Origin of the sequence: Pseudarthrobacter sp. ATCC 49987 (assembly GCF_009928425.1) — a bacterium.
Classification (GTDB): domain Bacteria; phylum Actinomycetota; class Actinomycetes; order Actinomycetales; family Micrococcaceae; genus Arthrobacter.
In genome coordinates, this window is sequence record NZ_JAABNS010000001.1 from 236,312 (window position 1) to 254,118 (window position 17,807).

Consider the following 17,807-nt stretch of genomic DNA (forward strand, 5'->3'; position numbering starts at 1 on the left):
CCAAGTTCCAGGTTCTCAGCTGCCGGCAGCCATCGATGAGCCATCGATGAGCCCCGAGCACACCCGGGACAGCGGCTCACCCTCTGTCCGGGCGCGGCGCAGCAACTCCTGGAGTGCCTGCTCTGCCGACAGCCCGTGGCGCTCCACCAGGACCCCGCACGCGCGGTTGGTGTTGTCCCGGCCGGCGAGTGCACCTTTCAGTGGCGCGCTCAGGTGCCGGGGCGTTGCCGGGCCCTGGATATGGGCCAGCAGGGTAGCAGCGGGAACGGCGAATTTCTCAAGGAGGTGCCCGGTCGCGGCGGTATAGGCAGCCGGCAGGACAGCATAGAGCTTCAGGGTTCCGATGGGGCCGCCCGCGGCGGCCAGCGGCGTGCTGAGGGCGGAGCGGACGGGCAAGCCAGCGACAGCCTCGCTCCAGAGCGGCCACCGGGTATCCGCGGCGGCGTCGTGGACCAGGACCGTTTTTCCGGCCGTCCAGGCGTCGATGCACGGGCCCTGGCCCAAGCCGTGCTGGGCCATGTCCGCCTGCCCCACGAGCCCTGAAGTCGCCGCGGTGCTGCTTCCGCGGCCTTGTGTATCAAACACCGAGATTCCCGCCCCGGCCGATCCCGGAATGGCGTCGCGGACGGCCTGGAGGAGCAACTGGAGGGCACGATCGACCTTGTCCTCGGTTAGGAGCAGGTCTTTGATGCGCGCGAAAACGGCGGTCAGTTCATCGAGGGGGAGGGGATTGAATGGTTTGTTCAGCACTTGCGGCCTCATGGCGTGCGGGCACGGTCACCCTGCGTATGCCCCCTGCTGAGCCGGGACGCCTCAATCGGCCGTCCGGTTAAAGCATAGCCCGCTGCGGCCGCGCAGCGGTAACAGCCCGGCGGCGGCGGGACGTCCCGCCGCCGTCGGCCGCTTTGGGGGCGCCAAGGCCGCCCGGAACAAAACCCAACGCTTGAATGTTCAATCAAATATGGATTTCGGTATCTTCACCTTCGGCGAACTTTCCCGCAACTTCAGCACCGGCAGGGCTTTGTCCCCGCAGCAGCGGCTGAAGGAGATCATTGAGCTTGCCAAACTGGCGGACCAGGCAGGCCTGGGATTCCTGGGCCTGGGCGAGCATCACCGGCGCGACTTCGCCCTGTCCGCCCCCGAAATCGTGCTGGCCGCCATCGCCCGGGAAACCACGACGCTGCGGCTCAGCACGGCCGTCACGGTGCTCTCCACGCAGGACCCCGTGCGGCTCTTTGAGCAGTTCGCCACCCTGGACCTGATCTCCGACGGGCGCGCGGAGATCATCGCCGGACGCGGCGCATTCATCGAGTCCTACCCGCTGTTCGGCCACGAACTGGAGGACTATGACGCCCTCTTCGACGAGAAGCTGCAGCTGCTGCTGGAGCTGCGGGACAACGCAGCCGTGACCTGGCAGGGGACGCTGACCCAGAGCATTCCCGGAATGGACATCGCGCCGCGCCCGGTCCAGGACAGGCTCCCCGTCTGGGTCGGCGTCGGCGGAACCCCGGCCAGTTTCGCGCGGGCCGGACGGCTGGGGCTGCCCCTGTTTGTTGCCCTATTGTCCGGACCCGCCCGGTTCCGCCGTCTGGTGGAGCTGTACCACCAGTCGGCCGCCGACGCCGGGCACGACCCCGGAACCCTGCAGGTGGGTGCCGGTGGCCACTTCTACGCGGCCCCCACCTCGCAGCAGGCACGCGACACTTTCTACCCTTACTACCGGGCCTATTTCGAGCAGAACATGCCGCGCCCGGTGGACCATTTTCCGCGATCCACCTTCGATGACTGGGCCGCACCCGGCGGCGGCCTCCTGGTGGGCAGCCCGCAGCAAGTCATCGAGAAGCTGCTGGAAATCCATGACACGCTCGGCACCAACCGCTACATGGCCCAGATCGGCCTCGGCGGCCTGCCGTTTGCCGAGACGGCCCGGTCCGTCGAGCTGCTGGCCACGGAGATCATGCCGGCCGTGAACCGGGAAATCGGGGCAGTTCAGCCGGTGCGGAGCACCTCAGTCGGCGGCGGCCAGCGGGATCTCCAGGAAACCGCCGGCGGCGTCCCAGCTGCTCGCGGTCCCGAGGTGCCGGCTTAGCCGCTGCATCCGTTCCGCGATGCGCAGCGAACCCGCACCCGCCAACCGGGCCTGGAAATCGGTGATCAGCGTCGGATACAGCCGCAGGCCCAGCGGCGTGCCACCGTCCGTGTCGAGCAGGAAGATGAACGACTGGTCGTTGCGCTCCAGCGGGTCCACCGCGTAGTCGTCCACGAAGTCCCCGGCGCTGTAGATGATCGGCCGGCCCCGGTAGAGCTCGACGCCGCGGAAGATGTGCGGCGAGTGCCCGTAGACGACGTCGGCCCCCGCCCCGATCAGTGCCCGGGCCAGCTCGCGGTGCTCGGACGGGGCGCCGGAGCCCCAGTTGGGCCCCCAATGCGTGGAGACGATCAGGAGTTGGACACGGGCCGTCGTCCGCCGGACCAGCGCCAGCAGGTCCGCCACCCGCCGGTCGCTGTCCACGACCGGAACGTAGAAGACGCCGGGCCCGCGGCCGGCTTCCCAATCAGGCTGGTTGTCGGTAAAGGCAATGAGGCCGACGGCGGTCCCTGACACGCGGCGCACCGCAGGCCGGCGCGCGGCCTCCCGGTCCAGCCCGGCGCCGGCATGCAGGATGCCGGCCGCGTCGAGCGCCGGCAGCATTTCCCGGAAGGCGCCTGCCCCGTAGTCCAGCACATGATTGTTGGCCAGCGAGACCATCCCGATCCCCGCGGAGCGGAGGCTTGCCACGTTCTTCGGGTCGGAGCGGAAATGGAACACTTTTCCGGCTTCCGGGTCCCCGCCGGCGGCCAGGACGCATTCGAGGTTGGCGATCGTGAGGTCCGCCTGGCGCAGCACGGAGCCGGTGTCTCCCCATGGGTAATCTGCGCTGACCCGTCGCAGCCGCTCGTTGACCAGCCGGCCCAGCATGACGTCGCCCAACAACCCGATCAACATGGCACACCCGCGAGTCCGGGAGCTAGGTGTACTCAGCCAGCAGGTTGGTTACATCTGCTGATGGGTGGTCGTCCTCCGAGGGCGCTGTGGTTGCGGCGGTGGTTGTAGAAGTCTAGCCAGCCCGTGAGGGCCTGTGTGCGGTCGTCGCTGGAGTCATAGGCGTTCTTATAGGCCCAGCCTTCCTGGAGAGTGCGGTTGAACCGCTCGGCCTTGCCGTTCTGCCACGGGCTGCGCGGTTTGGTGCGCCGGTGTTTGGCGCCGAGATCCGCGATGGCCGTAGCGAAGTCCGCGGACCGGATGTAGGCCAGGGCGTTGTCGGTCATGACTTCGCGCACCGGTGCCCCGTTCGCGGCCATGAACGCCGCGGCGTTGGTCAGGAACCGGGCGCAGGTCGGCCCTTTCTCGTCGGGCAGGACCTCAACGTAGGCCAGGCGGGAGTGGTCATCCACGGCGACGTGGACGTAGTCGTACCCGATGCCGCGGCCTCTGACGGCTTCGCTGCGGCCATGGACCCGCCAGCCGCCGCCGTTCGCTATGCCGCCGAGTTTCTTGACGTCGATATGCAGCAACTCTCCGGCGGTGTCGCGTTCGTAACGGTGGTCGGTGGCCCGGCCGGCCCGGATGCGTTCGCCGCTGATCGGGTCCAGTTCCCACAACCGGGGCAGCCCGGCCCTGGCGATGATCCTAGAGACCGTGCGGGCCGGGACCTTGCAGCGTTCGGCCAGCTCGACCGGGCCTTCGCGGTGCTTCTCCCGAGCCGCGAGCACGTCCTCGATCTTCGCCTCGGGGGTGGCGTGCGGGCACGAATGCGGGCGTGAGGACCGGTCCTCCATCCCGTCCCAGCCGTGTTCGACATAGCGCTTGAGCCACCGGTGGGCGCATGCGCGGGAAACACCCATTTCCTTCGCCACATGCGCCACGGGACGGCCGCCCAGAAGACGCTGGACAAGGATGCTTCTACCGGCAGGAGTCAGACGGGCATTACGGTGGACCATGAAGACCTCTTAGTCGTTAGGTGTGTGTGGTAACCACCAACCTAAGAGGTCTTCACCCTTTTCAACATGTAACCAACGTCCTGGCCGAGTACAGCTAGGACTCGTAGTTTTCCACTTGCTTGACCGGGCGGGGCTGCGCCTCATCCGGGTTTTCACCGTACTGCCGCTTGGCCCGGCGCTGCCGCAGGAGGTCCCAGCACTGGTCCAGGTCCTCTTCGATGCGCTGCAACCGGGCATGCTCCGGGCCGTGTTCATAATCCGGCACAGAGGAGGGGGCCTTCTCGCGGAGCGCCTGCTCTTCTTCCACCAGCGCTGAGATTTGCTGCAGGATGTGTTGTTCGTCCATGACGGCCTTCTTTCGGGTAGCGGTCCTCCCGCCAGAGTAGCGAGGCCGCGATGAGCTGGCCAGAGGACCGTCCACCGGAGGCGGCTGCGGGTTCAGCCGATGCGCAGGGAGGCGGCAGCCGGAACGCCGGGCGGGAATCCCGGGATGGCGTTACCGGGGGTGTGGAATATCCACAGTGACAGGGCGCGGTACGTGGCCCAGTCGCCATCCGCCGCCCGCAGTGACGATGTTTCCGAGCCGTCGGCGCCGTCCCACACCCGCACGACCTCCAGGGCGACGGGCTTCGCGCCGGGAAGAGCCAGGTGGACGCGCTGTCCTTCCTGCAGCACTCCCTGAGCGAAGCTCACCGCCGCCCCTCCCATGGAGATGTCCAGCAGTTGCCCCTGGACTCCGCCAATGGTTACGGGAGCTTTGATGGCTATCCGGTGGCCGTTCCGCCGCGAGGTCGCGAATTCGGATGCCCGGATCCGCCGGGTTCCCAGCACCAGTACGACGCCGGCCAGCAGCAGCCAGGCGCCGGCGGCCACGGTGGACCCCGGGCTGGTCGCCCACGGCACCCACCCGGCAACGCCGGCCGCGGCGTACAGGATGACTGCGGCCACAACGATCACCAGGACATTCAGCACCTGTGGGGTGCGGCCGCGGAGCCGTGCGTCGGTTGCGCCCTTGGGGTGACCTGGAACTCCAGCGATTGGCGGGACACCAGCCACCAGAGGCATGCGAGTCCCACCGGAACACGGAAGATCCGCAGCGCGAACGCCGTCGGCCAGTGGATCTGGTGCCGCATCAGCCGTTTTGAGCCCCACAGGCGGGTGCAGAACATGGCGACGAAGGCAATCAGGAATTCCACAGGCCCGGCCGTGGAGGTCTGTGCCCCTGAGACCAAGACGAGCATCGGGATCAGGAAAGCCACCAGAGTGGCGATGCCTTCGAGCCACCACAGTGTCCCGTTCAGGTATTCATGGAAGTTCCGCCAGGACATCCAGCTCTTGGCTGCCCAGAGCCGCTCGTAGGTCAGGATCTGCATGGCACCCATGCCCCAGCGCCGGCGCTGCAGCAGGTACTGGTCCGCCGTTGCCGGCGCCAGGCCCACCGCGAGCGTCTGGTGATGGTAGACGGTCTTCCAGCCGACCCGGATGAGTTTGAGCGTGGTGTGCATGTCCTCCGTGATGGTCTCCGTGGCCACACCCCCCACCTCGCGCAGGGCCTTCACACGCGGCAGGGAGGTGGAACCGCACCAGAACGGACCGGCCCCGGCAGAGTTGCGGGCCGGCATCAGCACATTGAAGAACATGCCCTGTTCCCCGGAAATACCGTCGTCGTCGAAGGCCCCGGAATTGTAGAACGCCTGCGGTCCCTGGACCAGGGCGATCTCCTCATCGGCGAACCAGCCCAGGGTGGCGGTCAGGAACCCCGGGAGCGGAACATGGTCGCAGTCCAGTACCGCGATGATGTCGATCCGCTCCTGGCCCGCTTCCTCCTCGGCAGCCATGAGGTCCAGGGCGTGATTCATGTTGCCGGCTTTGGCATGGTCGTGCTGCGGGCGGCTGACGTACCGGGCTCCGAAGGCGGCGCACATGTCCGCCACCCACTCCCGGTCGCCGTCGTCGAGCACCCACGTCTGGTGGGCGGGTTCGAGCGCACACGCCGCGGCGATGGTCGGGGCGAGGACTTCGACGGGCTCGTTGTAGGTCGGGATGAGCACGGCGACCTTCTGGCCCACGGGCGCCTCGTTCACGGGCGGCGGCGCGTGGCTGTCGATGTTCCACAGGGTGATCGCCTTCAGTATCAGGCCGCCCAGCGGGAGCGCCTCAAAGACCACCAGCACCAGGGCAACGGTCAGGTTCCACCCGCCTGCCGGGAGGGTAAACGCCAGGCGCCAGGTCAGGTAGATGACCAGCGAGCCGATCGCGGCGATGCCGCCGATGTGGGCCATCCGAGCTGCGCCGCCCACGATGCGATCCCCGCGCGCGAGAGCAATGTGGCCGCACGTCGAAGATCATGGCCTACCAACAGATCCGTCGGCCCGGAAGCCGGGCCGGAAGAATACTTCTGGAGCGTGGGCATGCCATCCAATCAGCGGGGCAGACTCTGGGGCCCGTCGCGAAACGATCTTCGCACCGTCAGGAGTGCTGGTGGCGCAGCCTGAGCGCATATTAACCCAAGGATTTGCCCGACAAGCCGCAGGGCGTTGCCCGGGCGGAGGGGGCCGGGGTATGCCGTCCGTCGACGCCGGTCGCGGGGACCCCGTCAGGCAATATAATCAGCTTGCTTATTAGTCTGTTGCTTCCTAGAGTGGATCCCGTAAGGCAGCAATCTCTCCGAGTGGAGGATCCGGCCGGTTCACCGGCTTCCGGACCTCCCCGGGCACCCGAGGAGGACCCATGTCAAAGCACGACATTTCCGGAAAGAAAGTCGCCTTCCTGCTGACGGACGGCGTGGAGCAGGTGGAACTGACCAGTCCCTGGAACGCTGTGAAGGAGGCCGGCGGCGAGCCGACGCTGGTGGCGCCCAAGGGAGGGAAGCTCCAGGGCTATGACGGCACCGAGAAGGGGGAGAAGTTCGACGTCGACCTCACCGTCGCCGAGGCGAATGCCGCCGATTTCCACGCCCTGGTGATCCCCGGCGGCGTCGTGAACGCGGACCATCTCAGGGTCGACAGGGACGCCCAGGCGTTCACGCGTGCCTTCTTCGAGCAGCACAAGCCGGTGGCCTCGATTTGCCACGGCCCCTGGCTGCTGATCGACGCCGGCGTTATCAGCGGCCGGAACGTCACCTCGTACCACACGCTCCAGACCGACCTGAAGAACGCCGGTGCCAACTGGAGCGACCAGGAAGTAGTGGTGGACCAGGGCCTCGTGACCAGCCGGAACCCGCACGACCTTCCGGCATTCAACGACAAGCTGCTGGAAGAGATCGAAGAGGGCGAGCACGCCGGACAAACGGCCTAGCAGGCAGCAGGGACCGGTTTCCCGGACCAGCAGGCATTCGGGAGGGTAACAACTGGGCAGGAGTGCGCGATACCTACCCGGAAGGGCCGATTTGGGGCAGGATATGCCCTGTAGAGCGCCCCGGCCGCGCCGCATCACGGAACCCCGGCCAGCGCCCCCGCTGCAAAGGAGTCCCGGACATGACCACGCTTAACCCCTACCTGAGTTTCCGCGACAACGCGAAAGACGCCATGACCTTCTACCAGTCGGTATTTGGCGGCGAACTGACCATGAGCACCTTCGGCGAATACCACGCCAGCGAAGACGTCAACGAGCAGGACAAGATCATGCACGGCATGCTGACCACGGACAAGGGCATGGTGCTGATGGGCGCGGACACGCCCAACGGCATGGACTACACGCCCGGCAGCAGCATCTCCGTGTCCCTGAGCGGCTCCGACGAGGCCGAGCTGCGCGGCTACTTCGACAAGCTCGCCGACGGAGGAAAAGTGACCGTGCCCATGGAGAAGGCCCCGTGGGGAGACGTCTTCGGCATGTGCACGGACAAGTTCGGGACCGACTGGCTGGTCAACGTCGGATCCGAGCCGGGCCAGGCGCCGGCTGCGGGCTGAGTTCCCGGCATTTCCCCGGGCCGCGCCTCTGGCTGCCGCCGGGGGAGGGGCGTATGCTCGCGCCATGGGCCAGGATCCGGTGGTGTCGAACCCCGCGTTGTACCGGGTAGTTTTCGAGAATGAGCGTGTGCGCGTGCTCGAATACCGCGACGGGCCTGGGGACAAGACCGTGGAGCATGGCCATCCGGACAGTGTCATGATCACCCTGAGCTCCTTCCGCCGCCGGCTGTCGGGCCATGGGGACGACATCGACGTCGATATCCCCGCCGGGACGGCCCGATGGCTCCCGGCCCAGGAGCATTCCGGCGAGAACATCGGCGACACCGAAACGCACACCTTATTCGTCGAACTCAAGGAACCCGCGCCCGGGACGACCGTCGGCGATGGGGCCCGGGTCCCCCTTGGCCCGGCGGTCAGCTAGCTCACGCCCCCGCCAACGCCGGCACGCCCGTCGGCTGTGTTCCCCTCACCCGTGGCCGCGGCTATCCTAAAGACGGCCGGGACACAGTAAACTTCGAGTCCACCCGGTCCAGAGAGGCATGCCATGACTGAGAAACTTCACCTCACGCCGGAGGATGAATTCCCGGAGGACCTCAGCAAGGTGGAGGACAAGGAGCTGCAGGTCCTCGACAGCCAGGTCCAGCGTCAGTTGGATTACGAGTACGTGGCTGACGGCGAGCCGAATCCGGAAACTGAATTCAGGCACTTCGACCTCGATGAGGAGTTCAGCGAGCGGGACAAGCGGCAAGACTGAACGATTTATTGTCAGTATGCTTACTAGACGCTGACAAGGTGGCGCAGAGCAAAACCTGCGCCGAAAAGAAAAGAGCCCACCATGAGCAGGCCCGACCGCTTTGAGATCGAGGCCGCCGGCCATCTGGGCCATGTGTTTGTCTCCAGGGGAGCGGCCGGCGCCGAGGCGCCGCGCCAGGCCGTCGTCCTGATCCACGGGATCGGCGTCTCGCACCGGTACTACACCAGACTGCACCGGCAGCTGGCGGAATCGGTGGACATCTATTCGATCGACCTGCCGGGATTCGGCGCCACACCGCGTCCGGAACACACACTCTCCGTCTCGGACCACGCCACCTACATCCTCGGCGCCCTGGAACAGCTCGGCGTCCTGGAATTCGTGCTCGTCGGACACTCGATGGGCACCCAGTTCGCGACCGAGGCCGCGCTTCAGCAGCCAGACCGGATTTCCCGCCTGGTACTGATGGGGCCGGTGGTCGATTCCAAACGCCGCACCGTGCTGCGGCAGGCCCTGGCGCTGGGCCGGGACAGCCTGTTCTTCGAAAGCCCGTCCTCGAACGCCCTTGTCCTCACGGACTACCTCCGGTGCGGGCCCACCTGGTACCTAAAAACCCTGCGGGTCATGATGGACTACCCCACAGACGAACGGATCGCCGGAGTCACGGCGCCGGTCCTGGTGGTGCGCGGCGCCAACGACCCCGTGGCCTCCGTGGACTGGTGCCGGCGGCTGGCCGGACGCACGGACCGGGGGCAACTGCTGGAAATCGAAGGCACCGGGCACGTGGTGCAGCACAACCGCTCCGGGGAAGTGGCAGGAGCCATCCTGGACTTCGCCGGAATCCGCCAAACGGCCGGGGGGATCCAGCAGGGACGCCCGGCATGAGCGGGATCCTGCAGGCCGGCCGCTGGTGGGTCCAGGACTACCTCTACGCCGCAGGGCGGCAGCTCCTCAGTGCCATTTCCCGGACGAGGCCGGACGAGTTCCTCAGCGGGACAGGCCGGCCCGTCGTCGTGATTCCGGGAGTCTACGAGGACTGGCGCTTTATGCTGCCGCTGGTTCGGCGGCTCCACGAGGCAGGCCATCCCGTGCATGTGCTGACCTTGCTGCACCGCAACCGGCTCGCCGTGCCCAGGGCCGCGGACCTGATCGCCGGTTACATCCGGGACCGTGACCTGTCGGACGCGATGATCGTCGCCCACAGCAAGGGCGGACAGATCGGCAAATTCGTGATGATGCAGCTGGATCCGGAGCGCCGTATCGCCGGCATGGTGGCAGTCTGCTCGCCGTTCTCCGGATCGCGCTACGCCTCGTTTATGCTGCTGCCGAGCCTGCGCGCCTTCTCGCCCCGGAATGCCGTGACCATGCAGCTCTCCCGGGAGGAACGCGTCAACGAGCGCATCACCTCGGTCTACGGGCTCTTTGACCCGCACATCCCCGAGGGCAGCGTGCTGCCCGGCGCCCGGAATATACGGCTGGACACCGCCGGCCACTTCCGGATCCTGGCCCACGAGGACACAATCCGCACCATCCTGGACATCGCGGCCGCGCCTAGCCCGGGCCGACCTGCGCCGGGCTAGACGTCGAAGTGCGTCCTGGCCGGCCCCTTGCCGAGCGATTCGACAACCCCGGCCGCCACCGCATGCAGCTTGATGTTGCGCGCGCTGGAAGCAGCCTTGAGGAGTTCGAAGGCCTCGGTCTGGCTGCAGCGGTTCTGCGCCATGATGATTCCGACCGCGACGTCGATGCCGGTCCGGGTCTCCAGGGTCGCCTTGAGATTCGCCGCCGTGTCGCTGTAGTGCGCAAAACGCACCGCCAGCCGCAGCGCCAGCGACGTCTGGCTTACAAAGTCCCGGGCCAGATCCATGGCCCTGCCATCGAACCGGCCGGACCGGTGCGAGTAGAGGTTGAGGGCAGCACGGGTGTCGCCGTCCAGCAGGAAGGGCAGTGCCAGGATCGAGCGGACGCCGTGGCCGCGGACGGTGGCGGCGTACTGGGGCCAGCGCCCGCACGTATCGAGGTCCCGGATATGAACGGTTTCCTGTTCCCGGGATGCCGTCACGCACGGTCCGTCTCCGAAGGCGTACTGGATTTCGTCCATGGCCTGGGCGGTGTCGCTGCTGCTGGCCACCGTCGCGGCCTTCCGGTGCCGGAAGAGCGTGATCCCGCAGAGGATCTCGTCGCCGGGCTCCGAGAGGCTGCGTGCGGAAACCCGCGCCAGTTCGCGCAGGAACTCCTCTACGTCGGAGCTGTTGAGCACCAGTTCGTGCAGGTGCTGGTTGGTTGAAGTTGCTTCTACTGAAGCTGCGGTTGAGTCGCTAACCACTGTCTCGTCGTGCCGTTTCACTCAGGTCAACACGACCCGGACGGTGGCGCCCACGTGCAGGAAAGCGGCAGTGGCGGACGACTTGCGGCCGGATCGAAGAACAATCCAACGGCTTGCTGCAAAACCGTACCGGGAAATTATATACAGCCGGTCCCCGCGTTCCTGACCCGACCGGCCACGGCCCGGAACCGCCGTGCGCGGCCAGCTTGCGGACGTACCCTAGGACATATCTCGACGTTCGAACGGAATCCCCATGCCTGAGCTCGACATCCGCGAACCGCGCTCCCTGCCCCTTGCGATCGCCGACGCCGCCCACCAGCCGGTGGAAGAGGTCGTCGAGCGGCTGGGCTCAAGCACCGACGGACTCGGCAGCAGCGAGGCGGCCCGGCGCCTTGCGGAGCTGGGACCGAACGCGGTACGCACCCACCAGGCCAGCGGGTGGGCCGTCCTGGGCCGGCAACTGCGCAGCCCCATCCTGATCCTGCTGCTCATCACGGCCGGGCTCTCGCTCTTCCTCGGCGACGCCACGAACTCGATCGTGATCGGCGTCATCCTGCTGGTCAGCGTCGGCCTCGGGTTCAGCAACGAGTTCCGCGCTGAACGTGCCGCGGAGGCGCTGCACTCCCGTGTCACCCACCGCGCAGTCGTGGTCCGCGACGCCACCCCGCAGGAGGTGGACGTCACCGCCCTGGTGCCCGGCGACGTCGTGCATCTGGCCATCGGCGCGATCATCCCCGCCGACATGCGGCTGCTGAGTGCGAAGGACCTGCTCTGCGATGAAAGCATCCTGACCGGGGAATCCATGCCGGTCAGCAAGGACCCCGCGCCCGTCCCCGGCGCGGCGGCGCTGGGGGACCTGACGTCGTGCCTGTTCATGGGCACGGTGATCCAGGCCGGCAACTGCACCGGTCTGGTGGTCGCCACCGGCGGCCGGGCCGAATTCGGCCGGATCGCCCTGGGACTCGGGGAGCGCCAGCCCCAGACCGAATTCCAGCTGGGCCTCCAGCGCTTCTCCTTCCTGCTGCTCCAGGTGGCGATCGGCCTCACCTCCCTGATCTTTATCGCCAACCTGCTGCTGCAGCGGCCCGTCATTGAGTCGCTGCTGTTCTCGCTCGCGATCGCCGTCGGGATCACACCGCAGCTGCTGCCCGCCATCGTCAGCACAAGCCTGGCCACGGGAACCCGGCAGCTGGCTAAGCGCAAGGTCCTGGTCAAACGGCTGGTCTGCATTGAGGACCTCGGCGACATGGATGTTCTGGTGACGGACAAGACCGGGACGCTGACGGAGGGCCGGATCAGCTTCACGTCAGCCCTGCCTGCCGGGCCCGGCATCTCCGCCGGCGAACTGCTGACCCTGGGGCTCCTTGCCACCGAAGCCGACTACGTGGAATCCCAGGCATCCCCGGTGGGCCTGAACCCTCTGGACGCCGCGCTGTGGGCATCCGCCGCCGCGGCCGCCTTCGCGCCCGCCCGGTATGAGCGCCTCGACGTCATCGACTTCGACCATCTGCGGCGGCGGACCAGCGTGCTGGTCAGCGAGGCGGGCGCCGCGGCCCGCATGGTCACCAAGGGGTCACCTGAAGATGTCCTGGCGCTCTGCGGAGCCACACCGGCCAGCGTCCAGGCGATGCTGGACGAACAATTCGACGCCGGATCCCGGGTGGTTGCCGTCGCGACCCGGGCGGCCGATGGCCTGACGGCGATCGGGCCCGCCGACGAAAAAGACCTGGTCCTCGCAGGGTTCCTGATCTTCCTGGACCGGCCCAAGGCCACCGCACGCGCCTCCCTGGACCGGCTCGAGGAGCTCGGCATCACGGTCAAGATTGCCACGGGGGACAACGCGAAAGTGGCCGAAAAGGTCTGTGACGAACTCGGGGTGCTCTCCGGCGGAACACTGACCGGCGCCACGGTCGAGGCCATGTCCGATGCGGAACTGGCCGCCGCGGCGCGTGAGGCCAGCATCTTCGCCCGCGTCTCGCCCGAACAGAAGGCCCGGATCATCAGGCTGCTGCGGCAGAGCGGCGGGTCCGTCGGGTTCATGGGCGACGGCGTCAACGACGCACTGGCGCTGCACGCCGCGGACATCGGCATCTCGGTCGACAGCGCCACCGACGTCGCCAAGGATGCCGCCGACGTCGTGCTGCTGGACAAGGACCTGGGCGTCCTGGCCGAAGGCGTGATGGAGGGCCGGCGGATCTTCGCCAACACCATCAAATACGTCCTGATGGGCACGTCCAGCAACTTCGGCAACATGTTCAGCGCCGCCACGGCCTCCGTGGTCCTGAGCTTCCTGCCGATGCTGCCGGGACAGATCCTGCTGAACAACCTGCTCTATGACGCCGGCCAGCTCGCCATCCCGGGGGACCGGGTGGACAAGGAACAGCTCCTGGCGCCATCTCACTGGGACATCGGTTTCATCCGGCGCTTTATGTTCCTTTTCGGCCCGATCAGCTCACTGTTCGATTTCGCCACGTTCGCCCTGATGCTGTTCGCCTTCGATGCTGTTCCGGGCGAATTCCGGGCCGGCTGGTTCATCGAGTCGATCGTCACGCAGACGCTGATCATCTTCGTCATCCGGACCCGGCGGGTGCCCTTCTTCCGCAGCCGGCCGTCGCTGGGCCTGGTCGGCGCGTCCCTGGGCGTAGTGGCCCTCGGCGTCTACCTGCCGCTCTCGCCGCTGGCCGGTGTGCTTGGCTTCGATCCGCTGCCGGTCCCGTTCTTCCTCGCCCTGCTGGGGATGGGCGCGGTGTACCTGGTGCTGGTTGAACTGGCCAAGCTCTGGTTCTACGCCCGCGCCGCGCAGCAGCCTGTCCCGCTGCGGCCCCGGGCGGTCCCGCGGCGCGGCACGACGCACCACATCGCGCGCCGTGCCGCGCGGTTCAGCACGGCGAAGGCCGGCCCGTTGCTCCACAACCGGGGACCGGGGCGGCGGCGCGGCCGAATCCGGGCACAAAGGCCCTCACATCCCGGGGGCTCCTGACCGATAGTGGGAGGGAGCGGCCAACTGGTCAATTTCCCAGCCTGCGGAGCGCACGCCTGGATGAGACCCCGGCCGACGTCCCGATTGGAAAGCCATACTGATGAGCATCTTCGAAGACAGGGTCGACGCCGGCCGGCAACTGGGAAGGCGGCTCGCGGACCTGCGGGGCCAGGACATCGTGGTCCTCGGTCTGCCCCGCGGCGGAGTCCCTGTCGCCTTCGAAGTCGCCGCCGCCCTCGACGCGCCGCTGGACGTGATCGTGGTGCGGAAGCTGGGTCTTCCGTACCAGCCGGAGCTCGCCATGGGCGCCATCGGCGAGGGTGGCGCCCGGGTGCTCGAAGAACACGTGCTGGCCCAGGCCCGGGTCAGTGACGCTGAGCTGCAGGCCGTCGAAGACCACGAACGCGCCGTGCTGGAGAACAGGGTGGCCCGTTTCCGGAAGGGCCGGACCCGGCAGGATCTCACCGGGCGCATCGCGGTGATCGTCGACGACGGGATCGCCACCGGATCCACCGCCAGGGTCGCCTGCCGGATCGCCCGGAAGCTCGGCGCCGCCAGGGTCATCCTGGCCGTTCCGGTCGCCCCTGCCGACACTCTCAGGAGCCTGACCGAGCCCGACGAAGTCGTCTGCCTCGCCACGCCGCACCAGTTCTCCGCGGTTGGCTACCACTACCGCGATTTCTCCCCCACCGAAGACGACGAGGTGGTCCAACTCCTCGACGCCGCGGCCAAGCGCCTGCAGAACTCGCCGCAGACGTCCCGGAAGCCGGCCGCGGCCAGCGCGCAGGACGCCGCCGAGTTCGATGAGGAGGTCGAAATCCCGTCACGCGGGGTGCGCCTCCAGGGCCAACTGCACCTGCCGGTCCCTGCCCGGGCCGTGGTTCTGTTCGCGCACGGCAGCGGCAGCAGCAGGCACAGCCCGCGGAACAGGTACGTGGCGGGGGTCCTGCAGCAGGCGGGGCTCGGAACCCTGCTGCTGGACCTGCTGACACCGGCGGAGGAACGGAACCGCGCCAACGTCTTCGACATCGAACTTTTGGCACGCCGGCTGTCCTCGGCCACGGACTGGCTCGCCACCCGGCAGGACACGTCCTCCTGCGCCATTGGCTATTTCGGAGCCAGCACGGGTGCCGGGGCCGCGCTCTGGGCCGCCTCCGAGCCAACCGCCCGGATCGACGCCGTCGTCTCCCGCGGCGGCCGCCCCGACCTGGCCGGACCCCGGCTCTCCGCCGTCCGGGCGCCCACGCTCCTCATTGTCGGCAGCTACGACTACGAGGTGCTGGAACTCAACCGCAAGGCGAAGTCCATGATGCGCTGCCCCAACCAGCTGGCCGTCGTCCAGGGCGCCACCCATCTCTTTGAAGAACCCGGTACGCTGGCGGCGGCTGCCATCCTCGCCCGGGACTGGTTCGTCGACTACCTGCTGCAGGCCGAAACCAATCCCCAGGAGTAACAGCATGAGCTACACCTACACCGCCGTCGTCCCGCTGAACTGGGAGGACGCCGTCGCGAAGACGCGCGCGGCGCTCGCCGCCCAGGGCTTCGGGATACTCTCGGAAATTGATGTGCGTGCCACCTTTGCCGCCAAACTCGGCGAGGACGCCGCGGAAGCCCTGGGAGACTACGTCATCCTCGGTGCCTGCAATCCGATGCTCGCCAGCAGGGCATTGGCCGCCGAGCCGGAAATGGGGGCGCTCCTGCCCTGCAACGTGGTGGTGCGCCGCGGGACCGGGGCCACCGCGACGACGGTCCATGCCATCGACCCGCAAACCATGGTCCAGCTCAGCGGCGCCCCTGCGGTCCGCGAGGTGGCGGAGGACGCCGGCACCCGCCTGCGCGCTGCCATGGCCGAACTGGCCGCGGCGGACTGATCGGTCAGGCCCCGTGCACCTTGTGGGGGCCGCCGGCCCGGTGGCGGTAGGCGTAGACCAGCAGCGCCACACCGGCGATCACCAGGAGCACCGGGACGAAGAACTCGCTTGCGGTGAGCAGCGCTGTGGCCTGCACCGCGAAGATGAGCCCCAGCACGGCCAGGACCGCAGCCGGAATCAGCGGCCACTTCATCCGTGATGGCTCCGCAGCCCCGGGCTGGCCGGACAGGGCTGCCGGCTGGCCCGGACCGGGAGCGGTGCGGATGGGAACGAGGGAAAGCGCCGCGAACGTGGCGGCCAGGCCCAGGAACAGGACGGCGGCAACCGGCATGCCTTCCCAGTTCTCCGGGAGGGCCACCACGAGGGCAAGCGTCAGCATCACGCCGCAGGGGATCAGCGCCCACCAGTTGGAGCGTTCGCGCACGTACACCGCGCCGAAGCCCGCGCCCATAAACAGGAACAGGAAGGAGCCGGCCCAGTACGCCGCGGGGCCCGGCCAGAGCTGGGTGATCACGATGACCGCCGCCAGGCCCAGGAACACGGAACCTGGAATAGCGGCCCACCAGTTGTCCCGGCTGCGGAAAAACACGGTGATGAAGCCGGTCCCGGCCGCTGCGAAAATCAACGGCCACACGAGGACCGCGCTGTTGAGGATCCCGAGCAGGTCCAGCAGCAGGAGGACACCGGCCGCCATCAATGCGATGCCGGCGATGATGCTTGTTTTTGCCGATTTCACCGTTTGCCTCCCCGGAACCCGGCGGGCGGCTGCGGACCGCCCCTGAACTTCGAGGCTATTCCGGCGGGGGCCGCGAGGGTAGGGCACAAGGTCATGGACGCCGCCTGCGGCCCGGCTGGCGGCCGCGATCCTCGGCACGGGACTTGATGCCCAGGAGCATCCGCCGCTCCATGACGAACTGCAGGGGTTCCAGCAGCGGCCTGAGGATCAGCCCCACGGCCAGCGGTGAATAGTCGTACCGCGTCCGGGACAGGAGCCGCGTGGTGCCGCCGTCGACGGGCTGCAGCACAAACGTCCAGCCGAGCTCCAGCCGGGGGCCAGCGGCTGCACTGCCGGCCGGGGTGATATTGCCGGTGCGCGGATCCATGGTGCCGCCGAGACCCAGCACGGATCCGGCCTCCATGCGCCGGACCGGGATCCCCATGTCGGGACCCTTCTTGAAAACCAATGGGATGACATCGCCGACGTCGAGCCGCTGATACTCGGGAAGGATCCGGTCCGCGCTGTGCATGCCGAGGCCCGCGGCGTTCTCCAGCAGGTCGTAGCTGTACATGCCGCCGCGTCCGGCGCCCAGCTGCACGAGCCACGGCCAGACGCTCGCGGCCGGCGCGTTGACGGTGACGGCCCGCGTGCTCTGCATCCGGGGCGTCCGGACCAGCTCGTCACCGGGCAGCGGGGCTGAGGACTCCTGGGCAGTCGCACCCCAGCGCAGCATCCGGGGCCGGACAGCGAGGACATAGCCGGCGGCGGCCGCCGCAGCGGCCAAAGCCGCCAGCGGTCCGCGGAGCCGGGAGGAGGCAGCGGACCGGCTCACCGAACACCGCGTTCCACCGGCTGGTGCTGCCGTCGCCAATGCGCGACTGCCGACGGGACCAGGAACGCCAGGGCCGGCACGCTCCACAGCCAGAACCCCCAGCCGAAAAGCATCAGTCCCAGGTGGAATGCGGTCACTCCGGCCCAGCCGACGGTGGCCCACGGCCCGCCCCTGAGCAGCAGGAGGCCGAGGGCAACCTCGCCCAGGGACAGGGCCAGGCCCCACGCGGCAGGATTTGCCATGAAGACGTCGCGCCAGGCAGCGGTGATGAACGGCAGCAGGGCCCCGTCTGCGAAGTGTCGGTAGAACTCCGGGCCGGCGGCCACGATCCCGAGGTGGATGCCGCCGGTGAAGAGGAAGAAGCCGCCCACGACCCTTCCCGGCCGTCCGGTGCGCTCCGCGGCCCGGATCCGCTCCGGGGCCTGCAGCTGAGCCACGGC

General features: G+C 68.0%; 20 protein-coding genes. 10 read left to right on the top strand and 10 right to left on the bottom strand.

The window, feature by feature from the left end; all coding sequences use genetic code 11:
• Window positions 1-15: 15 nt before the first annotated feature.
• Complete coding sequence (locus GXK59_RS01090) at window positions 16-750, bottom strand: GAF and ANTAR domain-containing protein (protein WP_237393731.1); 735 nt, start codon at window positions 748-750, stop codon at window positions 16-18.
• 211 nt (window positions 751-961) lie between these two features.
• Between GXK59_RS01090 and GXK59_RS01095 the strand changes: the two genes are divergently transcribed.
• The gene (locus GXK59_RS01095) at window positions 962-2,089 is read left to right on the top strand and encodes an LLM class flavin-dependent oxidoreductase (RefSeq protein WP_160663672.1); all 1,128 of its coding nucleotides are present in this window, start codon (window positions 962-964) and stop codon (window positions 2,087-2,089) included.
• On the opposite strand, the gene GXK59_RS01100 is transcribed toward GXK59_RS01095, so the two are convergent.
• The 5 genes from GXK59_RS01100 to GXK59_RS01120 all read right to left on the bottom strand — a co-directional run bounded on the left by GXK59_RS01100 (window position 2,009) and on the right by GXK59_RS01120 (window position 6,281).
• Window positions 2,009-2,986, bottom strand: coding sequence for a CapA family protein (locus GXK59_RS01100; RefSeq protein ID WP_160663674.1), 978 nt, complete (start codon window positions 2,984-2,986; stop codon window positions 2,009-2,011). The genes GXK59_RS01095 and GXK59_RS01100 overlap by 81 nt on opposite strands.
• Window positions 2,987-3,018: 32 nt before the next feature.
• Window positions 3,019-3,981 carry an IS481 family transposase gene (locus tag GXK59_RS01105; RefSeq protein WP_160663676.1) on the bottom strand — a complete coding sequence of 321 codons (963 nt, stop codon included), beginning with the start codon at window positions 3,979-3,981 and terminating at the stop codon, window positions 3,019-3,021.
• A gap of 94 nt (window positions 3,982-4,075) precedes the next feature.
• A complete protein-coding gene (locus GXK59_RS01110) occupies window positions 4,076-4,327 on the bottom strand; it encodes a DUF2630 family protein (RefSeq protein ID WP_024367866.1) in 252 nt (83 codons plus the stop codon).
• A 92-nt stretch (window positions 4,328-4,419) separates the two neighbouring features.
• Window positions 4,420-4,938, bottom strand: a complete 519-nt coding sequence (locus GXK59_RS01115; RefSeq protein ID WP_237393732.1) for a PilZ domain-containing protein — start codon at window positions 4,936-4,938, stop codon at window positions 4,420-4,422.
• A gap of 8 nt (window positions 4,939-4,946) precedes the next feature.
• Entirely contained in the window at window positions 4,947-6,281 is a 1,335-nt protein-coding gene (locus tag GXK59_RS01120) for a glycosyltransferase family 2 protein (protein WP_160663680.1), read from the bottom strand.
• Window positions 6,282-6,711: 430 nt separating this feature from the next.
• On the opposite strand from GXK59_RS01120, the gene GXK59_RS01125 reads away from it, so the two are divergent.
• The 6 genes from GXK59_RS01125 to GXK59_RS01150 all read left to right on the top strand — a co-directional run bounded on the left by GXK59_RS01125 (window position 6,712) and on the right by GXK59_RS01150 (window position 10,220).
• Window positions 6,712-7,278, top strand: a complete 567-nt coding sequence (locus GXK59_RS01125; RefSeq protein ID WP_160663682.1) for a type 1 glutamine amidotransferase domain-containing protein — start codon at window positions 6,712-6,714, stop codon at window positions 7,276-7,278.
• A gap of 179 nt (window positions 7,279-7,457) precedes the next feature.
• Window positions 7,458-7,889, top strand: a complete 432-nt coding sequence (locus tag GXK59_RS01130) for a VOC family protein (RefSeq protein ID WP_160663684.1) — start codon at window positions 7,458-7,460, stop codon at window positions 7,887-7,889.
• 64 nt (window positions 7,890-7,953) lie between these two features.
• Window positions 7,954-8,310, top strand: coding sequence for a cytoplasmic protein (locus GXK59_RS01135; RefSeq protein WP_160663686.1), 357 nt, complete (start codon window positions 7,954-7,956; stop codon window positions 8,308-8,310).
• Between the two features lie 123 nt (window positions 8,311-8,433).
• Window positions 8,434-8,643, top strand: a complete 210-nt coding sequence (locus GXK59_RS01140; RefSeq protein WP_024367861.1) for a hypothetical protein — start codon at window positions 8,434-8,436, stop codon at window positions 8,641-8,643.
• An 81-nt stretch (window positions 8,644-8,724) separates the two neighbouring features.
• Window positions 8,725-9,525 (top strand): alpha/beta fold hydrolase, encoded by an 801-nt coding sequence (locus GXK59_RS01145; protein ID WP_160663688.1) that lies wholly within the window; start codon window positions 8,725-8,727, stop codon window positions 9,523-9,525.
• Window positions 9,522-10,220, top strand: a complete 699-nt coding sequence (locus tag GXK59_RS01150) for an esterase/lipase family protein (RefSeq protein WP_160663690.1) — start codon at window positions 9,522-9,524, stop codon at window positions 10,218-10,220. The genes GXK59_RS01145 and GXK59_RS01150 overlap by 4 nt, the downstream gene beginning before the upstream one ends.
• On the opposite strand, the gene GXK59_RS01155 is transcribed toward GXK59_RS01150, so the two are convergent.
• The gene (locus GXK59_RS01155; RefSeq protein WP_160663692.1) at window positions 10,217-10,966 is read right to left on the bottom strand and encodes a GAF and ANTAR domain-containing protein; all 750 of its coding nucleotides are present in this window, start codon (window positions 10,964-10,966) and stop codon (window positions 10,217-10,219) included. The genes GXK59_RS01150 and GXK59_RS01155 overlap by 4 nt on opposite strands.
• A gap of 253 nt (window positions 10,967-11,219) precedes the next feature.
• Here GXK59_RS01155 and mgtA point away from each other — a divergent pair, with 253 nt between their 5' ends.
• The 3 genes from mgtA (at window position 11,220) to GXK59_RS01170 (ending at window position 15,817) form a co-directional block, all read left to right on the top strand.
• Window positions 11,220-13,946, top strand: a complete 2,727-nt coding sequence (mgtA, locus tag GXK59_RS01160) for a magnesium-translocating P-type ATPase (RefSeq protein WP_160663694.1) — start codon at window positions 11,220-11,222, stop codon at window positions 13,944-13,946.
• Window positions 13,947-14,046: 100 nt separating this feature from the next.
• Window positions 14,047-15,399, top strand: coding sequence for a phosphoribosyltransferase (locus tag GXK59_RS01165; RefSeq protein ID WP_160663696.1), 1,353 nt, complete (start codon window positions 14,047-14,049; stop codon window positions 15,397-15,399).
• A 4-nt stretch (window positions 15,400-15,403) separates the two neighbouring features.
• A complete protein-coding gene (locus tag GXK59_RS01170; protein WP_160663698.1) occupies window positions 15,404-15,817 on the top strand; it encodes a DUF302 domain-containing protein in 414 nt (137 codons plus the stop codon).
• Between the two features lie 4 nt (window positions 15,818-15,821).
• Here the strand turns inward: GXK59_RS01170 and GXK59_RS01175 are convergent, their stop codons facing one another.
• The 3 genes from GXK59_RS01175 to GXK59_RS01185 form a co-directional block, all read right to left on the bottom strand.
• Window positions 15,822-16,553 carry a hypothetical protein gene (locus tag GXK59_RS01175; RefSeq protein ID WP_160663700.1) on the bottom strand — a complete coding sequence of 244 codons (732 nt, stop codon included), beginning with the start codon at window positions 16,551-16,553 and terminating at the stop codon, window positions 15,822-15,824.
• 91 nt (window positions 16,554-16,644) lie between these two features.
• Window positions 16,645-17,367, bottom strand: coding sequence for a hypothetical protein (locus GXK59_RS01180; RefSeq protein ID WP_160663702.1), 723 nt, complete (start codon window positions 17,365-17,367; stop codon window positions 16,645-16,647).
• A complete protein-coding gene (locus tag GXK59_RS01185; protein ID WP_202129038.1) occupies window positions 17,364-17,804 on the bottom strand; it encodes a hypothetical protein in 441 nt (146 codons plus the stop codon). Before GXK59_RS01185 ends, GXK59_RS01180 begins: the two co-directional genes overlap by 4 nt.
• Between the last annotated feature and the right edge of the window lie 3 nt (window positions 17,805-17,807).